The following is a 17,735-nucleotide window of genomic DNA, read 5'->3' on the forward strand; positions in this document are numbered from 1 at the left end:
TTTAGGCCGCTTTGCGTTCGAAAGCGACGGGGCTTTTCCAAGCCAGTGCTGAATTTCGGCGGCGCGGATTATAGAAGCCGTTGATGTAATCGAATATGGCCATCTCTGCCTCGCGTCGTGTCTCCCAAGGATGTCGCCAGATCAGTTCTGCCTTTATGGTTTTGACGAAGGTTTCGACGGCAGCGTTATCATAGCAATTACCTTTTCCGCCCATGGATACCTTGAAGCCATGCTGGCGCAGAAGCTTCTGCTAATCATGCGCACGATATTGGCTCCCACGATCCGTGTGATGGATGCAGCCTTTAGGTGGCTCTCGGAACGCAATGGCCATCTTCAGCGCTCGGATCGCAAGATCACGTTTCATACGATTGCTGACCGCCCAGCCGATCACCCGCCGAGAATGCAGGTACAGGATCACAGCAAGATACAGCCAACCTTCGCACGTCCAGATATAGCTGATGTAAGTTGCCCATTCTTGATTTGGTTCGTTTGCAGTGAAGTTTCGATCCAGCAAGTTCGGAGCGATGTTGAACTTGTGATTGCTATCTGTCGTCGCCTTGTGCTTGCGCGGCCTGCCATAGCTGCCAAGGCTGAGGCGCGACTGTTCCTTGATGTGTGCTAGCGTCACCAGATCACTGCGTTGTCTACGGCTGGCCCGGCGGCTACGGAAAGCCCGCAATCCGCCCGCGGTGACATTCATGACTTGGCACATCCGTCCAATGGAAAATGCAAATCGGTGGTCTTCAATGAACGGTGGGCTCAACCGGTGAACGCAACACTTTAGTCTTTAGGTTCTGTTGACAAACTGGATTCCCAAATCGTCTGATTTCTGATTCAAAGTTGCTTTCTGAGGGAGGCAGCTTTGGCGCGATTGTTGATGGGGAACGCGGAGTGGGCGTTCTTGTGCGACGTGATCCGTACTTCCGCATGTCTGGTACAGATTAATGGCCGAAACCTACCGCGAGGTCCCGCTTGGGGACGATATCCTGAACACCGCCCTGCGCAGTGTGCGGTCCCTGCCGGTCTTGGAGAACTCGCATCGGAAACTGCAGCCCAACATCGTCGGATGTATCGGGGAAGTTGTCTTCGAGCGGTTCCTGGAACGTCACGGGATTGCCTTTGAAGATCGGCGTGAGAGTACCCGGCACGACTACGCCTTTCCCCGGGGGCAGGACCTTGGATCTCAAGACGAAGGACCGGAACGTTCGTCCCAAAATCGACTTTGACAACTCGGTGCCGCTCTACAACCACGAGCACCAGCGACCGGACCTCTACTACTTCGCGTCCTTGCTGCGTGATCGCTCGGATGACGATGAGGACATCGCGCGGTTCAAGATGGCTTTTTTGCTCGCCGGGATCGATATCGGGACTCTCGATCGCGACGGCACGAGGTGGGAAGCGGGACAAACGGGACTGTTGCATTAACCGAGCCATTTGGCGACCTTCATACTTTTGAGATCGATCGGGTCGCGTCAGTCACCCTTTAGGCGGCACCGGTTTCCACGCGACATCATCCTTCGTGGTGCGGTGCTATCTGCGGTTTCTTTTGTCCTACCATGATGTGGAGGATCTGCTCGCAGAGCGCAGGATCTGTGTTAATCGGTCCACCGTGTATCGTAGGGAGACCAAATTTGGCCATGAGATCACCAAACGAACAGAGAGCCATTTGCGCCGGGCAAGTGTCGAGTGGCACGTAGGCGAAACCCACATTCGCGTTGGCGGCAAGTAGCGTTACTTGTGGCGGGACGTTGATGAAAACGGTCAGGTGGTCGACTTCCGCCTGACAGCCAAACGGGATACGAAAGCGGCCAGAGCCTTTCTCAACAAAGCGATTGAGCACGTCAGGCCACTTAGACCGGTCACGATCGTAACGGACAACGCCCACTCATATCGGCGAGTGATCCACAAGATCAATCATCGCTACGATCCACATTTCGACAGTATCCGGTACATCGACAAGAAGTGGCGAAACAAGCTCCCAGATTTCTCTGAAGATCTCGAACCCCGGGACAGTCCTGTCACGCATCATCACTTTCTGTCTCAAACCACTCCTCAACGATACGACGTATCATTTCAGGCCGACTGGGGAGATCAGTCTCTGCTCGACGTGCATGATCAACGCGCTCGATCAATGATGTCGGCATGCGGACCATAACAGGATGGGTATCTACTTTTGGGCGACCACGTGATGTCTGACGTCAGCACCCATGGCACAGATTTGTGGATTTGAATAAGGAAGGATTTCTGGTTCATCTTATCGATTAGGAGATCGAGATGACAAAGAAACCCCAGACGTCGAAAGACGCCGCCGAAAAGGTGGTTAAGAACATCCGCCGCAAGACGCGGCAAACCTATTCATCTGAAGAAAAGATCCGCATTGTATTGGCAGGCCTGCGCGGCGAGGAAAGCATCTCGGTGCTATGCCGCAGGGAGGGTATTGCTGAAAGCCTGTATTATAGCTGGTCGAAGGAATTTCTCGAAGCTGGCAAGCGCCGGTTATCTGGCGACACGGCGCGACAGGCCACATCGCCTGAGGTAAAGGATTTGCGTTCTGAGGCTTTGGCCCTGAAAGAATGCGTCGCTGATCTGACCCTTGAAAACCGTCTGCTCAAAAAAAGCATGACAGGGGCTGGGGAGTTCGCGGAATGAGGTACCCTGCATCTGAGAAGCTTGAGATTATCCGCACCGTTGAGGGGTCACATCTGCCAGTCAAGCAGACCCTCGACATGCTGGGTATCCCACGCACAACATTCTATCGATGGTATGATCTCTATGTCGACTTTGGCCTGGATGGGCTGGCTGATAGGTCCCCACGCCCAGGATCGGTCTGGAACCGCATTCCTAATGTCCGTCGTGATGACCTGATTGGAACATGAGGCCCTGACCACACGGGAACTTGCCGTCAAATACACCGATGAGAAGCGGTATTTTATCTCTGAGTCATCGGCTTACCGTATTTTGAAAGCGGCTGATCTAATCACCGCACCGGACTACGTGGTGATCAAGGCCGCTGATGAGTTCACAGACAAAACGACGGCAATCAACGAGATGTGGCAGACTGACTTCACCTACTTCAAGATCATTGGCTGGGGTTGGTATTATCTCAGCACGATCCTGGACGATTACAGCCGCTACATCATCGCCTGGAAGCTCTGCACAAATATGCGGGCCGAAGATGTGACAGACACGATTGAACTGGCTCTGACAGCATCAGGCTGCGACCAGGCCATTGTGCGGCACAAGCCACGTCTGCTCAGCGACAACGGCTCATGCTACATCTCAGCCGATCTGGCCAAGTGGTTGGAGGATCAGAAAATGACGCATGTCCGCGGCGCGCCATTCCACCCGCAGACCCAAGGCAAGATCGAACGCTGGCACCAGACCATGAAGAACAGGGTTCTGCTCGAGAACTACTACCTACCCGGTGATCTCGAACGCCAAATAGGGGCCTTCGTCGATTACTACAACAACCAACGCTACCACGAGAGCCTAAACAACGTCACACCGGCCGACGTCTACTTCGGGCGAGACAAAGCCATTCTAAGGGAAAGGGCAAAGATCAAGAAACAGACAATCCGACAACGCCGCTTGCAACATCAAAAACAAGCAGCATAATCAATCATACAAACGAGCCAGAGCCTCCAATGCTCAAGCCGCTCTGATGTCCCATTTTATATGACGACGGACAGTCTCTGTCGCGAACATGCGTCACGGCGACGTCGATTGCGCAGGTTGCGGGCAGAGCTGGACGTCGAAGCCAAGCAAAATCTATTTGCTCGATTTTACGCTTCCCGACCTGCCCGTGATCAAACTCGGCTTCAGTTCAAACCCCGAAGTCCGGATGCGCCAGGTCCAGATCGCCCCCGAAACAACAAAGGGTTCCGTTCTGCGATCTGTCGCGTTGGAGACGGGACATCGGGCGATCTGCTTCGAGAAGGCTCTGCATTCTCACATCAAAGCCCACCGCCCGATCTGATTGTGCCCCCGGACCTTTTTCGATCAGATATCCGGACGACGTCCGAGATCTACCACCGCCATGGGCGCACGTATATCTCGGCGCTTTTGGATGCGGTGGAGGCGGGTTGGGATCCCTCCGCCCAGGTATCGAACGCCGCCTAATCACGCCGAGGGCGCCCCACTTCGGGGCGTCTGCCCTACGTCAAAGGCGAAGACACGTTGTGATCTCAGCGCAACGGGAGATCCCGCGATAAACCCTAAGGCACCACAAACGCATTGAGCTACGGATTGTGTAGCGCAATGTGTAGCAAAACCAACATTAATATAAACTGGAGCCCCAGATAAACACACGCAAGTTATTGAATATAATGACATTACTGCGACGTGAGTCGTGAGCTTAGTGGCGGAGGCGGTGGGATTCGAACCCACGGTACGCTTTCACGCACGCCGGTTTTCAAGACCGGTGCCTTAAACCGCTCGGCCACACCTCCAGCTAGGTTGGTCCTAGCGAAGTGAACGCATAACGTCCAGCACCAGACTTTCCTACTGGATCACCGTGGGGTAGAGTTTGCGCGGACGATGGTCCCGCAGAGGGTCGCGATCACTGGCAAAGAGGCAGGCTCCATGGCGATAACGATGCGATACGTTCGTACAACCACAGCGATATGCGCGGTTTTGGCGGTCACGGCATGCGAGGTGCATGAAGGTCCGCAAGCCGCGACGCCTACTCAGAATATCGTCGATCGTGCTGTCGAGCCAACCGCCCAGCGCGATGGCGCCACCCCGCGGCCGGATCTTTTCGCGCTGCGAACCTTGGCCGCTTGGGACGGGCGGCCCTCGCTCGGAGGGGCCTGGATCGCGCATCCTGATGTCGTGTCGGCGGAGCGGGCCAGCATCACGGAGATTTCCACAGGCCGCACGATCACCGCCGCGCTGTTCCGTCGTGATCCGTCAATCCCCGGTCCACCGTTTCAGTTGTCAGCGGACGCGGCGCAGCAGCTGGGCGTTACGCCCGGCGTTCCGGTTGAGGTAGAGGTCGTGGCCCTGCGCTTTGACACGACTGCGCCTGCCCCGAGCACCTCACAAGATGTGGTGGCTGACATTGCGGAGCCGATGCAGGCGACGATCATCGACATTCCCGACACGGCGCCCGATATTCCGGCCAATATGCCAGACGTCGAACCTGTCGCGCCGGTCGTTGCCGCGCCGCAACCGGCGACGGTTCCGCCCTCCCCCCCCGCGCCCGGAGCGGTGCCGGAGCGACCCTACATGCAGGTCGGTACGTTCGGCGTCGCCTCAAACGCGACGGCTTTGGTGACGAAATTGCAAGCCGAAGGCCTGTCGGCGCGTACCGAACCTGCGGGCGCTCTGACCCGGGTCGTCGTCGGCCCGGCGCGCAGTGCCTCGGATCTGGCGGCGATCCGTGACAGGTTGCGGCAGATGGGGTTCGACGATGCCCTTGCCGTTGCCCTTTAAGATTTGAACCAGTGGAGTTTTTCTGATGATTTTGCGTATTTTCGCCGTGCTGGTGTTCGCATTCGCAGCGCCGATTTCGGCCCAGACGCTGGACACGTCCGCCACAGCCGCGCTCGTCGTTGACTACGACACCGGCGCTGTCCTGCTGGAGAAGAACGCGGACACGCCGATTCCCCCCGCCTCCATGTCGAAGCTGATGACGCTGAACATGCTGTTCGAGGCCATCGAGGAAGGGCGCGTCGATATGGACGATACGTTCCCGGTCAGCGCGAACGCCCATGGCTATCCCGGCTCGACCATGTTTCTTGAAACCCGGCACGACCCGACGGTGCGCGATCTGATCAGGGGCATCGTGGTTCTGTCCGGCAACGATGCATGTATCGTGGTGGCGGAACATCTGGCCGGGTCCGAAGGCGCATTTGCCTCTCGCATGACGGAGCGGGCACGCGAACTGGGGATGGATGGCTCGACCTTTGCCAACGCGACCGGCTGGCCGGCGGAATCGCACCGGATGAGCGCGCGTGACCTGGTCTTTCTGGCCCGCCGGATGATGGACGAATTCGGAGAGTACTATCCCTTCTTCGCGGAGCGGGAGTTCACCTGGAACGGCATCACCCAGCCAAACCGGAACCCGCTGCTGTACAGCTCCATCGCGGGGGATGGCCTGAAAACCGGGCATACCGAGGAAGCCGGTTACGGGCTGGTCGGCTCGGCGGTTCGCGACGGGCGTCGGATCATCTTCATGGTCACGGGTCTGGACAGCACCGAGACCCGCACGAACGAAAGCGAGCGGATCGCGGCCTGGGCCTTTCGCGAGTTCGAGAACGTCACCTTCTTCGACGGTGAGACGCCGGTCGCGCAGGCCGATGTCTGGCTGGGGGAGGACAAGCAGGTCGATCTGATCGCCGGTGAGGATATCGTCGCCACCCTACCGCGCGGACAGGCGGATGAGGCCACGGCTCGGGTCGTGTATGACGGCCCTGTCCCTGCTCCGATCCAGGCGGGCCAGCACATCGCGGATCTGCTGATCGAAACCCCCGGCGTCGGCACCATGACCATCCCCCTGCTCGCCCGCAGCGACGTGGCGGAGGGCGGGCCGATGACCCGTATCGTTTCCTCCACCGGGTTGCTGGCGTCGCGCGCGTTCGACAATCTGTTCGGATCGGATTGACGGGGCATGTTCATCACGTTCGAAGGCATAGACGGGTCTGGAAAATCGACGCAGGCGCGGATGCTGTGGGAACGGCTGGCCGCGGATGGACGCGACGTGGTGCTGACGCGTGAGCCGGGCGGCGCACCGGGGGCCGAGGATATCCGCAAGCTTCTGGTTGAGGGCGATCCGGGCCGCTGGTCGGCGGAGACGGAGATCCTGCTGTTCACTGCCGCCCGCCGGGACCATCTGGAGCGCACGATCCGGCCTGCGCTAGATCGCGGCGCGGTGGTCATCTCCGACCGTTTCGCGGACAGCACCCGTGTCTATCAGGGTGCGACGCGCGGCGACCTGCGCGATACCGTCGACGCCCTGCACGATCTGATGATCAGGGTCGAACCGGACATCACTTTGATCCTGGACACTGACCCCGATGCCGCACTGGCCCGCGGACTGGCGCGCAAATCCGGCGAGGACCGGTTCGAGGATATGGGGGCCCGCTTCCAGCACACCCTGCGAAAGGGGTTTTGCGCCTTGGCGCAGGATCACGCGGAGCGTTGCATTCTGATAGACGGCGATCGTCCGGTCCAGAGTGTCGCGGCGGATATCGCCCGCCGGGTCGAGGCAAAGCTGTGAGCGACGACATACCAGAACCGGACCGCATCGCGGGTGCCCCCCATCCAAGGGAGACTGCTGCCCTGCACGGTCAAGACGCGGCGCAGGATGCGTTTCTCAGCGTGGCGCGGGGCGGCAGATTGCATCACGGCTGGATGCTGACCGGCCCGCGCGGCGTGGGCAAGGCGACATTGGCCTGGCGCATCGCGCGGTGGATGATCGCGGGTCAGCCCGAGGGCGATGCCGGATTGTATATCGACCCCGACCAGCCCGCGTTCCGCAGGGTCGCCTCATTGGGGGAGCCGCGTGTGCTGCTGTGCCGCCGCCCCTGGGATGAAAAGACCAAGAAGCTCCGCAAACAGATCACCGTCGAGGAGGTTCGCAAGCTCAAGAGCTTTTTCAACATGAGCGCGGCCGATGGCGGCTGGCGGGTCGCGATCGTCGATGCGATGGACGATCTGAACGTCCCCGCCCAGAACGCTCTGCTGAAAATACTGGAGGAACCGCCTGAGAAGGTCCTGTTCCTGATGGTCTGCCATCAGCCGGGTCGCCTGTTGCCGACCATACGGTCACGGTGTCGCGAATTGCGGCTGGGCGCACTGGATGCCGCATCGCTGGGCAGTGCAATGATGGATGCGGGCTACGCGCCCGATGCGGATACGCAGGCGCTGACCAGCCTCAGCGGGGGCAGCGCGGGTGAGGCCGTGCGCCTGATCGCCGACGAAGGCCTGGTGCTCTATGGAAATCTGATCGCCATCCTTTCGGCGGCACCCCGGATGGACCGGATGCTGATGACCCGTGTGGCGGATGGATGCGCCGGGCGCGGAGCGGAGGAGCGATACGACCTGACCGTGCGCCTGATCGCCCTGCTGTTGAACAGGCTGTCGCGAACCGGGGCCACGGGGCAGCCCCCCGTAGAGGCGGTCGAGGGTGAGGCCGCGACCCTGCGCAGGCTGGCCTCCACGCCCTTCGCCGCCCAGCAATGGGCCGAACTGGCCCAGACGACCAGCGCACGGATTGACCACGGACGGCTGGTCAACCTTGACCCTGCGCAAGTCATCCTCGATACCTTCCTTGCAATAGATGCGACCGCACGACGGCAAATTCAGTAGGCCCCATGCTCACCGACAGTCACTGCCATCTCGACTTTCCCGATTTTGACGACGACCTGTCGCAGGTCATCGCCCGTGCCCACGCGGCGGGCGTGAACAGGATGGTCACGATCTGCACCAAACGCGCGGGGCTGGCGAAGGTACACTCCATCGCGGAACGGCTGCCCGAGGTTTGGTTCGCCTACGGCATTCATCCGATGAGCGTGGCATCCGAACCCATGATCGAGGTGTCCGAACTGGTCGAGGCCGCGCAGCATCCGCGCATGGTCGGCATTGGTGAGACTGGACTGGACTATCATTACACGGCGGAAAGCGCGGAGGCGCAGCAGACCAGCCTGCGCCGTCATATCGAGGCATGCCGCCAGACGGGTCTGCCCCTCATCATCCACTCACGCGCGGCGGATGATGATATGGCCGCGATCCTGCGCGAGGAGCACGCAAGCGGCCCGTTCACCTGTGTGATGCACTGCTTTTCCTCGGGTCCGGAGCTGGCCGCCACGGCGCTGGAGCTCGGCTTCTACCTCAGCATGTCGGGGATCGTGACCTTTCCGAAATCAACCGAACTGCGTGAGATTTTCGCGACCGCCCCGCTTGACCGTATCCTGGTCGAAACGGACAGCCCCTACCTCGCCCCGGTTCCCCATCGCGGCAAGCGGAACGAACCGGCCCATACCGCCCATACCGCGGCCCGCGGGGCGGAGGTTTTCGGCATCAGCGCCGAGGATTTCGCGGCCCATACCGAAGCCAATTTCGAGCGCCTGTTCACGCGCACCGTGGCGGGTGCATGATGGCGCGAATGGTGTTCACCATATTGGGCTGCGGATCGTCCGGCGGGGTTCCGCGCCTTGGCGGGCATTGGGGATCATGCGATCCGGATGAGCCGAAAAACGCCCGGCGCCGCTGCTCGCTGCTGATTGAGCGGTTCGAGGGGGAGGACGCAACCCGCGTGCTGATCGACACTTCACCTGACATGCGAAACCAGCTGCTGGAAGCAGGCATCGGCACCCTCGACGGTGTGGTTTATACGCATGAACATGCGGACCATGTTCACGGGCTGGACGATTTGCGCATGATCGTGTTCAACATGCGCGCCCGCCTGCCCGTTTGGGCCGACGAACCGACGCGCCGCGCCTTGCTGGAACGGTTCGGCTATGCGTTCAAGACACCCGAGGGCAGCCCCTATCCGCCGATCCTGTACCTCAAGCCATTGGACGGGCGCATCGAGATCGACGGCGCAGGCGGAACGATCGACATCACGCCCTTCGCTGTCGATCATGGCAGCATCCAGGCACAGGGCATCCGGGTCGGTGATTTCGCCTACCTGCCCGATGTCGCCCAGATGAACGACGCGGCGTGGCAGGCTGTCGAAGGGCTGGACTGCTGGGTGGTCGATGCCTTGCGCTACAAACCGCACCCGACACACAGTCATTACGCGCAGACGCTGGACTGGATCGCCCGGGCGCAGCCGAAACGGGCAATCCTGACCAACATGCACATCGACCTCGACTACGCGACGGTCTGTCGCGATACGCCCGAAAATGTGACGGCGGCCTATGACGGGATGAAGATCGAATATGACCTGTAGCCGCGCCCGGATCGAGTTCCCATGCTGGGACTGATCCAGATCGTCATTCCGGTCTTTCTGGTGATCGGGGCAGGCTACATCGCGACGCGGCTGAAACTGTTCAGCGATTCAGGTGCAGACGGTTTGATGGTGTTCACGCAAGGGTTCGCCATTCCCTGCCTGCTGTTCGCCGCGCTTGCCCGTCTGGATCTGGGGGCGGTGTTCGATATCAGGTTGCTGATCAGCTTCTACGTCGGCGCCAGCACCTGTTTCGTGCTGGGCATTCTGGGGGCGCGGCTGATCTTCCGACGCCGCCCGGGTGAGGCGGTGGCGATCGGCTTCGGCGCTCTCTTCTCGAACTCCGTCCTGCTGGGCCTGCCGATCATGGAGCGGGCCTATGGTACGGAATCGCTGGCGGCGAACTTCGCGATCATCTCGATCCACGCGCCGTTTTGCTATCTGCTGGGGATAACGTCGATGGAAATCGCGCGGGCGGATGGGCGCGGTCCGGTCGATACGGTGCGCGCCGTCGTGCGGTCGATGTTTCGAAACTCGCTGATGATCGGCCTCGCGCTCGGCTTTATCGTCAATCTCGGCAACATTCCCCTGCCCAATCCGGTCTGGGCGGCGGTCGATCTGATGGTACGGGCTGCCCTGCCTGCGGCCCTGTTCGGGCTGGGCGCGATCCTGACGCGGTACAAGCTGTCGGCCCAGTTGCCCCAGGCCCTTATGGTCAGTGTCCTGTCACTGATCGTGCATCCGTCGATCGCGTGGTTGATGACGGTGGAGGTGTTCGATCTGTCACCGGAATTCGTCCGCTCCGCCGTTGTTACGGCCGCGATGGCACCCGGGATCAATGCCTATGTCTTCGCGAACATGTACGACCGGGCAAAGGGTGTGGCCGCGTCGGTGGTCCTGTTGGGAACCGGGATGTCAGTCCTCAGCGTCTCCGTCTGGCTGTGGGCGCTCTCCACGCTCCAGCCTTAGCAGGTTCGACAATCGTTCCGTATCACGGCGCAGACCGCAATAACGCCCGTCGCTGACGCAATAATCGTATGATCCCATATCCAGGTTCAGGGCCATCATCGGGGCGCAGGCGGTCTGAACTGCGACGGCAGCAGAATACAGCGTCAGGGGCTGGGCGCTTTGCCAGATACCCAGACCGTCCTCCGTCTGGATCAGCACACGTCGGGTGAAACGCGGGGCGTCCTCGATTTCGTGAATGTCCAGTTCGCCATCCGAGATCAGCAGATGCGACTGAAGCAATGAGATGTGGTCCTGCTTCGCGCGCTCAGCCAGGGCAAGCCTGCCTTGCGCGCTGTCGATCCCGATCACGTCGCGTCGGGTGATCCGCACGTTGTCCCCGTCGATCAGCAGGACCCCGTCCATCGGACCACCGTTGCGGTTTATGACCTCACCGTCTTGCAGGAAAAATCCAACGGGTGCGTTGCCGCCCCCCTGCCGCAGTTCCGTACCTGTATAGGCACCCGTGACGGTAATGCCCTTGCTGTCGCTTAACGGCAAATCGTCAGGCACCACGAACAGAGTGGCCCGGGGGTTCGCATCGAAGAACAACATACCGTCAGACGTACACGCCTCGGCCATAGGGGCCGAGGCGATCAGGACTGACAACATAGCGAATTTCAGCTTCATCCAGGCGACATTCCTCGAAGACGCTCAGACCTGCGCCGCAGCAATTCGACCGTTGTAAGCAACAGGATGGAAATGAAAACCAGAATTGTCGCGACAGCCAGAATCGTCGGGCTGATCTGTTCACGCAGGCCGGTAAACATCTGCCAAGGCAGCGTCTGCTGGTTGGCCGATCCGATGAAGATCACGACAACCACCTCATCGAAGGATGTGATGAAGGCGAACAGACCGCCCGAAATCACACCGGGCAGAATCAGCGGCATCTGCACCTTGAAGAAGGTACGCACCGGCCCTGCCCCCATATTGGCGGAGGCCCGCGTCAGCGACTTGTCGAACCCGACCAGGGTCGCCGTCACCGTGATGATCACGAACGGAATGCCCAGTGCCGCATGCGCCAGCACGATCTTGATATAGCCGACGAAGTTCTGGCCCCAGCCCAGCTGATCCTCCAGAAAATTACCCATCTTCGAGTAGAAGAAGAACATTCCCGTGGCGGAGATGATCAGCGGCACAATCATGGGTGAGATCAGGATCGCCATGATCGCCCCGCGAAACGGAACGTGGCTTTGGCTCAAGCCAATTGCGGCCAGCGTGCCGAAGGTTACGGCGATCACCGTCGCGATCGGCGCGATGATGAACGAATTGCGCAATGCCTGCTGCCAGCCGCTGTCGGTAAAGAAATCCTGATAATGCTTTAGGCTGTACCCCGCCGGATCGAAACGCAGCATTTCGGGCGTGAAGGTAAAGAAATCCTGCGCGTTGAAGCTCAACGGAATGATCACGAGGATCGGGATGATCAGGAACGCGAAGATCAGGCCGCAGATGACGCGAAAACTGTAATACCAGATCGTTTGCCCGGTGGATGCATATGCAGGAAGTGACATGGCTTATCCCAGCTTCACGTTGTCGATGCCGACGAGGCGGTCGTAAACCCAATAGAGGGCCAGAACCATCGCGAGCAGAATGGTGGCGAGCGCTGCGGCAAGGCCCCAGTTCAGGCTCGACGAGATGTGATAGTAGATGCGGTTGGAAATGAACGTGCCGTCCGTACCGCCGACCAGTTCAGGCGTGATGTAATACCCGATGGCCAGAATGAAGACGAGGATCGCCCCCGCCCCGATGCCCGGAACGCTTTGCGGGAAATACACCCGCCAGAAGGCCGTCCAGTCGGTCGCGCCCAGCGACTTCGCCGCGCGCAGATAGGTGGGCGAGATCGTCTTCATCACGGAATAGAGCGGCAGGATCATGAACGGCAGCAGGATATGCGTCATCGCGATGACCGTCCCCGTTGCGTTGTTTATCATCGCCAATCTGTTGTCATCCGCGATGATACCGATCCAGACCAGCGTGTCGTTTATGACCCCCTGTTGCTGCAACAGAACCTTCCACGCGGATGTGCGCACCAGCAGAGATGTCCAGAACGGCAGCAGGACCAGGATCAACAGCAGATTGGCGCTGCGCGACGGCAGGTTCGCCAGAATCCACGCTATCGGATAGCCCAGCAGGAAGCACATGAAGGTGATCGTCACCGACAGGATCATCGTGCGGATGAACAGCTTCACGTAGATCGCCTGCAAATCCGACACCGGCTCGATCCCGTCGGGCGTCGCCTGCAGGTCAAGCGCGGCAAGGAAGTAGCCGGCCGTTATCGGGTCGGAATTTGTCTTGATGACGTACCAGGTCTCCGGATCCACCCAATCCTCGTCGATATCCTCGAATTGAGGGGCCAGCGGCGCAGAGGTGTCCATCCGCCCCAGACGCCGCTCATTGGTTTTCCGGAACAGCGACGACATGCCTGAGGATTCGTAGTTCAAGCGCGAGCCAAGGCGCGTGTGAATTTTCTGTTCGGTGGCGATCAGCATATCGGCGTAGAGCGCCTCGAAAACCGGCTCTTCGGGCAGCACACCGGAACTGGCATCCCAATCGCGCAAGGCCTCGACGGTCCGGGGGATCGTCTCTTCGACGATGGCATTGTCCACCGAGCGCAGCAGCATGTTCCCGATCGGAATGATGAATGTCAGAAGGATGAACAACAGCAGCGGCGCGACAAGCAGCAATGCCCGGATCTTCTGACGGCGCAGCGCCCTCGCGAGGGACCGCTTGAGCGGCTGGCCATCCGCGGCAAGTACGGGTTCGGGGGAGGTGCTCATCGTCCAAAATCCTTTGCGCGCGCTGGCGCAGCTGTCGCCTACATTCAGGAATAGGGTGGTGCGGCCCACCGCATACCTGAATGCCCCTTTTGCGGGGGGGGCGGTGCGGCACCCCGAGGATGCCGCACCGGTGTTCTCGGTCCGAACTTACTGAAGCAGCCAGGACTGGAACTGCGCGTCGATATCGTCGCGGTTATCAGCCCACCACTCGTAGTTGAACAGGAACGTGTTCACGCTGTTCGCGGGATCGGTCGGCATGTGCGGCGCCATTTCGATGCCCAGTTCCTCGTGGGTGCTGACCAGCGGGGCGGAGGACGCACGGGCGGGACCGTAGGCGATGTACTTCGCCTGATCCGCCAGACGCTGCGTATCGGTCGCGAAGTGCAGGAAGTCCATCACACGGGCCAGACGATCCTCGGGCAGACCGGCGGGAACGATCCAGCCGTCCAGGTCGAACATCTGGTAATCCCACAGCATGCCGACCGGCTGGTCCTGCTCCTCGATGACCGAGAACAGACGACCGTTATAGGTCGACCCGATGACGATTTCGCCGTCAGCCAGAAGCTGCGGCGTTTCCGCGCCGGCGGACCACCAGATGGTGTTGTCCTTGATCTCGTCCAGCTTGGCGAGGGCGCGTGCGACGCCTTCCTCGGTCTCCAGCATGTCGTAGACGTCTTCGTAGGCGACGCCGTCACAGATCAGCGCCCACTCTACGTTGCCGATCGGGCGCTTTTCCAGCGCGCGCTGACCGGGGAATTCCTCCGTGTTCCACACATCGCAAACGGAGGAAGGCTCGGCACCGTTCCACTCCGCAACATCGGTGCGGTAGCCGAAGGTCGTGGAATAGACGATCTGCGGAATGAAGCAGTCGGAGATGATCAGCTCACCGAAATCTTCCGTTGCGCTCGACCCGTCATCGCCCTGGGCGAGGACTTCGTCGTGGTCGATCTCCATTGCGATACCCTCGTCGCACAGGCGCATTGCGTCCGCGGCGACGACATCGACCAGATCCCAGGTCACGTTGTCAGCTTCGGACATCGCGCGCAGACGGGCGACAGCCTCGGCCGAGCTTTCGTCCCAGGTGACCTGAATCCCGGTCTCCTCAGCGTAGGGCTCGGAGTAGGCCTTCTGCTGCGACGTCTGATATGCGCCGCCCCAGCTGACGATCGTCATGCTGTCGGCCATATGGCCCTCGGCGTTCGCGACGCCGGTGAGTGCGAGTGCGGATGTCGCACCGATCATCAATGTCTTGAGTTTCATGTTCAATTCCCTGTCCCGGTTTTGATCTGTTCCGCAGTGCACCGAACCGGGGCTCCGGTCGCTGCGGGTGTCGCCGCGCGAGGCATTACCGCCCGCGCGACTATCTCGTTCAGTTCACCTCAAGCGCGCGGGCATCCGTGGGTGCCCAGCCGATCTTGATGCGCTCTCCGGGCGACAGCCTGCGCTGATCGCCGGAATTCCTTGATTTTACAACAAATTGGTCGTTTCCAGCCACACGAAGTCGTGTGCGGAAGATATCGCCCATATAGATCCACTCCAGCACTTCCGCGTCGATCAGATGCGCATCCTCCGGCAGACGGCTGTGGTCAATCTCGACCCGCTCGGGGCGGATAGAGACCAGCGTGCTTTCCCCCGGATTCGAAACGTTCACCGGTTCCGCACTGATCAGCTCACCCGAGGGGAGGCGCACCTCGGCCACGCCATTGGCTATGCTCTCAACCGTGCCGGGCAAGGTGTTGTTTTCACCGATAAACTGCGCGACGAAGCTGTTTTCGGGGCGCTCGTACAAATCCTCGGGCGGGGCGAGCTGCTGGATGCGCCCGTCGTTGAAGACCGCAACCCGATCCGACATCGTCAGCGCCTCACCCTGATCGTGGGTGACGTAGACCACGGTGATGCCAAGCTGTTCGTGCAAGTGCTTGATCTCGAACTGCATATGTTCGCGCAACTGTTTGTCGAGCGCGCCCAGCGGCTCATCCATCAGGACCAGTTCCGCGTCGAACACCAGGGCGCGGGCCAGTGCGATCCGCTGTTGCTGACCGCCCGAGAGTTGCGCCGGACGACGACCGCCGAACTCCCCCATCTGCACCATGTCCAGCGCGCGCTTCACCTTGGCCTCACGCTCGGCCTTGCCCATCTTGCGTACTTCGAGGGGGAAGGCCAGATTTTCCGCCACGGTCATGTGGGGGAACAAGGCATAATTCTGAAAAACCATCCCGATGCCGCGCTTGTGCGGCGGAATGTTGTTGATGGAAACGCCATCAAGCTTGATCTCACCGTGAGTGGCGCTCTCGAACCCTGCCAGCATCATCAGGCATGTCGTCTTGCCGGAACCGGACGGCCCGAGCATCGTCAGAAACTCACCGCGCCCGATAGAAAGGTTCAGGTCCTTCACCACGAGCGTTTCACCGTCGTAGCTCTTTTGAACACGATCAAATGTTACGAAGCCGTCGTTCGTTGAAGTGTCCGCCAAATCTGAAATCCCTGTCCGCTATCCCTGTCAGGCGTCGTTCCGCCAGCTTGCCCCAAGAGCCTAGCAGCGCTTTTTCAAGATGCAACGGGCCATCGAAAACACCGTCAGAACAGGCACATCGCTTCGTCAATTCACCTGATACAGGCTGGATTGCCTGAAATTTTACTTCAAAACAGGAATTTTTCTTTATCGGGCGAGGGCGTCGAGAGCCATAAGGTAACCTTGCGCGCCGAAGCCGGCGATAACGCCCGTCGCTGCCGCGGACACGAACGAGTGGTGGCGAAACGGCTCCCGACGGTGGGGATTGGACAGGTGCAATTCGATCACCTGCAGGCCATCGCATGTCTTGAGAGCATCCAGAACCGCCACTGAGGTATGGGTGTAGGCTGCGGCATTGATGATGATATCGGCGCCTTCACCCCTGGCCCGATGGATGTGATCGACCAGCGTTCCCTCGGAATTGGTCTGACAGAATGTCAGGGCGATCCCACGCTCCGCAGCGCGCGCCTGGCACCTCTGCTCGATCTGGTCCAACGTATCGGAGCCGTAGATCTCAGGCTCCCGCTGTCCCAGCAGGTTAAGATTCGGTCCGTTTAGGATATGGATTGTACGGGTCATGACGGCTCCGATTTCGATGTCGCGTGCACGGTGCCGGAGATTGTCAGGAAAGCCAATGCTCGATCATTGCGCTGTGCGGGTCGGCCAGATCATCTATCACATCGAAATGATGCCGGTTCGCTGCCACCTTCAGCATGGCGTCCGCGCCGCAGCCGGTCCAGATATTGGCAATCAACTCCGCCTGGCGCAGAAATTCGGGGCGCTCCTCGGCACCGACCCAGGCTGTCAGGCGGGTGCCGTCGCGCGGCGCGTGCAGGGCCGGGCTTTCGGCAGTGGCCTCCGCCCAGTCCAGACGCAGGTCACGGTTCATGTCGGTCCTCAACAAGGGGCGCAAATCGTGCAGACCGCTGATGGACAGGACATGGCCGAGCCGCCCCGCCACCCCCTGCCCCAAGGGGCTGAGCGCGCAGGCCATGCGTGTCACCAGATGCCCCCCGGCGGAATGCCCCGCCAGATGCACCGGCCCCGCAACCATTCCGGACGCCTGTGAGACCGCACGGGCGATCTGGCCGGTGATGTCTGAGATCGCGGCGTTCGGGCACAGTGTATAGGATGGAATGGCGACCGCGTAGCCTCTGTCCACCGCGCCCTGCGCCAGATGGGACCAAGTGGATTTGTCGAAGTTCCGCCAATAGCCGCCATGGACGAACACAGCCAGTCCCAGCGGGGCCGATACCGGCATGAATAGATCAAAACGTTCCCGTTCCGAGGTGCCATATCCCACACTCAACCGCGCACGATCCGCATCGAGCAGGGTTTCGCGGTATTTCTCGGCACGCTCCCGCCACAGCTCCGGATAGCTCTCGGCACCCTTGATATGCGCACCATTGGCATAGGCATCGTTCCAATCGGAGATCATGCCCGCTTCCTCCTCATAAGGCACATCGTCAAGGGGTCATGTGCCCTGCACGGTCATGCAATCAACGCAACTCGGAAATCGTTTGTGCCTGATTGTGCCGGGTTTTGGAAG

At 60.2% G+C, this 17,735-nt stretch carries 16 protein-coding genes, 1 tRNA gene and 4 pseudogenes; 11 read left to right on the plus strand and 10 right to left on the minus strand.

What is annotated here, in order from left to right; translation table 11 throughout:
- Window position 1: 1 nt before the first annotated feature.
- Window positions 2–751: pseudogene (locus G8E03_RS12565) on the minus strand (IS3 family transposase); the annotation flags it as partial.
- Window positions 752–1,176: 425 nt separating this feature from the next.
- Between G8E03_RS12565 and G8E03_RS12570 the strand changes: the two are divergent.
- Together G8E03_RS12570 and G8E03_RS17710 are read left to right on the plus strand one after the other, a co-directional pair.
- Entirely contained in the window at window positions 1,177–1,425 is a 249-nt protein-coding gene (locus G8E03_RS12570) for a hypothetical protein (protein WP_166192477.1), read from the plus strand.
- A gap of 36 nt (window positions 1,426–1,461) precedes the next feature.
- Window positions 1,462–1,978: pseudogene (locus G8E03_RS17710) on the plus strand (IS6 family transposase); the annotation flags it as partial.
- 40 nt (window positions 1,979–2,018) lie between these two features.
- Here G8E03_RS17710 and G8E03_RS12580 read toward each other — a convergent pair.
- A complete protein-coding gene (locus G8E03_RS12580; protein WP_166194224.1) occupies window positions 2,019–2,153 on the minus strand; it encodes a ribbon-helix-helix protein, CopG family in 135 nt (44 codons plus the stop codon).
- A gap of 121 nt (window positions 2,154–2,274) precedes the next feature.
- Between G8E03_RS12580 and G8E03_RS12585 the strand changes: the two are divergent.
- Window positions 2,275–3,615: pseudogene (locus G8E03_RS12585) on the plus strand (IS3 family transposase).
- Window positions 3,616–3,703: 88 nt separating this feature from the next.
- Window positions 3,704–3,976, plus strand: coding sequence for a hypothetical protein (locus G8E03_RS17485; RefSeq protein WP_240910351.1), 273 nt, complete (start codon window positions 3,704–3,706; stop codon window positions 3,974–3,976).
- 382 nt (window positions 3,977–4,358) lie between these two features.
- Here the strand turns inward: G8E03_RS17485 and G8E03_RS12595 are convergent.
- Window positions 4,359–4,448, minus strand: a tRNA-Ser gene (locus G8E03_RS12595).
- 184 nt (window positions 4,449–4,632) lie between these two features.
- On the opposite strand from G8E03_RS12595, the gene G8E03_RS12600 reads away from it, so the two are divergent.
- From G8E03_RS12600 to G8E03_RS12630, 7 genes are read left to right on the plus strand one after another with little or no spacing between them, the layout of a single operon-like run.
- A complete protein-coding gene (locus tag G8E03_RS12600) occupies window positions 4,633–5,433 on the plus strand; it encodes an SPOR domain-containing protein (RefSeq protein WP_166192479.1) in 801 nt (266 codons plus the stop codon).
- 25 nt (window positions 5,434–5,458) lie between these two features.
- Window positions 5,459–6,604 (plus strand): D-alanyl-D-alanine carboxypeptidase family protein, encoded by a 1,146-nt coding sequence (locus tag G8E03_RS12605; protein WP_166192482.1) that lies wholly within the window; start codon window positions 5,459–5,461, stop codon window positions 6,602–6,604.
- 6 nt (window positions 6,605–6,610) lie between these two features.
- Complete coding sequence (gene tmk / locus G8E03_RS12610; RefSeq protein WP_166192484.1) at window positions 6,611–7,219, plus strand: dTMP kinase; 609 nt, start codon at window positions 6,611–6,613, stop codon at window positions 7,217–7,219.
- On the plus strand, window positions 7,216–8,310 hold the full coding sequence (locus G8E03_RS12615; RefSeq protein ID WP_166192488.1) for a DNA polymerase III subunit delta': 1,095 nt from the start codon (window positions 7,216–7,218) through the stop codon (window positions 8,308–8,310). The genes tmk and G8E03_RS12615 overlap by 4 nt, the downstream gene beginning before the upstream one ends.
- A 5-nt stretch (window positions 8,311–8,315) precedes the next feature.
- Window positions 8,316–9,098 (plus strand): TatD family hydrolase, encoded by a 783-nt coding sequence (locus tag G8E03_RS12620; protein ID WP_166192490.1) that lies wholly within the window; start codon window positions 8,316–8,318, stop codon window positions 9,096–9,098.
- Complete coding sequence (locus G8E03_RS12625) at window positions 9,098–9,895, plus strand: MBL fold metallo-hydrolase (RefSeq protein WP_166194227.1); 798 nt, start codon at window positions 9,098–9,100, stop codon at window positions 9,893–9,895. The genes G8E03_RS12620 and G8E03_RS12625 overlap by 1 nt, the downstream gene beginning before the upstream one ends.
- 21 nt (window positions 9,896–9,916) lie before the next feature.
- Window positions 9,917–10,861 (plus strand): AEC family transporter, encoded by a 945-nt coding sequence (locus G8E03_RS12630; RefSeq protein WP_166192492.1) that lies wholly within the window; start codon window positions 9,917–9,919, stop codon window positions 10,859–10,861.
- On the opposite strand, the gene G8E03_RS12635 is transcribed toward G8E03_RS12630, so the two are convergent.
- From G8E03_RS12635 to G8E03_RS12665, 7 genes and pseudogenes are all read right to left on the minus strand, one after another.
- Window positions 10,808–11,527 (minus strand): hypothetical protein, encoded by a 720-nt coding sequence (locus tag G8E03_RS12635; RefSeq protein WP_166192494.1) that lies wholly within the window; start codon window positions 11,525–11,527, stop codon window positions 10,808–10,810. The two genes, G8E03_RS12630 and G8E03_RS12635, sit on opposite strands and share 54 nt — an antisense overlap.
- Window positions 11,524–12,381 (minus strand): annotated as a pseudogene (locus G8E03_RS17490) (ABC transporter permease); the annotation flags it as partial. The gene G8E03_RS12635 and the pseudogene G8E03_RS17490, both read right to left, overlap by 4 nt.
- 30 nt (window positions 12,382–12,411) lie before the next feature.
- The gene (locus tag G8E03_RS17495; protein WP_166192496.1) at window positions 12,412–13,674 is read right to left on the minus strand and encodes an ABC transporter permease; all 1,263 of its coding nucleotides are present in this window, start codon (window positions 13,672–13,674) and stop codon (window positions 12,412–12,414) included.
- A 147-nt stretch (window positions 13,675–13,821) separates the two neighbouring features.
- On the minus strand, window positions 13,822–14,934 hold the full coding sequence (locus G8E03_RS12650) for an extracellular solute-binding protein (protein WP_166192498.1): 1,113 nt from the start codon (window positions 14,932–14,934) through the stop codon (window positions 13,822–13,824).
- A gap of 109 nt (window positions 14,935–15,043) precedes the next feature.
- Window positions 15,044–16,147, minus strand: a complete 1,104-nt coding sequence (locus tag G8E03_RS12655) for an ABC transporter ATP-binding protein (protein WP_166192500.1) — start codon at window positions 16,145–16,147, stop codon at window positions 15,044–15,046.
- Between the two features lie 186 nt (window positions 16,148–16,333).
- Window positions 16,334–16,765 carry a type II 3-dehydroquinate dehydratase gene (gene aroQ / locus G8E03_RS12660; protein ID WP_166192502.1) on the minus strand — a complete coding sequence of 144 codons (432 nt, stop codon included), beginning with the start codon at window positions 16,763–16,765 and terminating at the stop codon, window positions 16,334–16,336.
- Between the two features lie 43 nt (window positions 16,766–16,808).
- Window positions 16,809–17,624 carry an alpha/beta hydrolase gene (locus tag G8E03_RS12665; protein ID WP_166192504.1) on the minus strand — a complete coding sequence of 272 codons (816 nt, stop codon included), beginning with the start codon at window positions 17,622–17,624 and terminating at the stop codon, window positions 16,809–16,811.
- Window positions 17,625–17,735: the final 111 nt, after the last annotated feature.

It is taken from the genome of Pontivivens nitratireducens (assembly GCF_011290545.1).
GTDB lineage: Bacteria > Pseudomonadota > Alphaproteobacteria > Rhodobacterales > Rhodobacteraceae > Pontivivens > Pontivivens nitratireducens.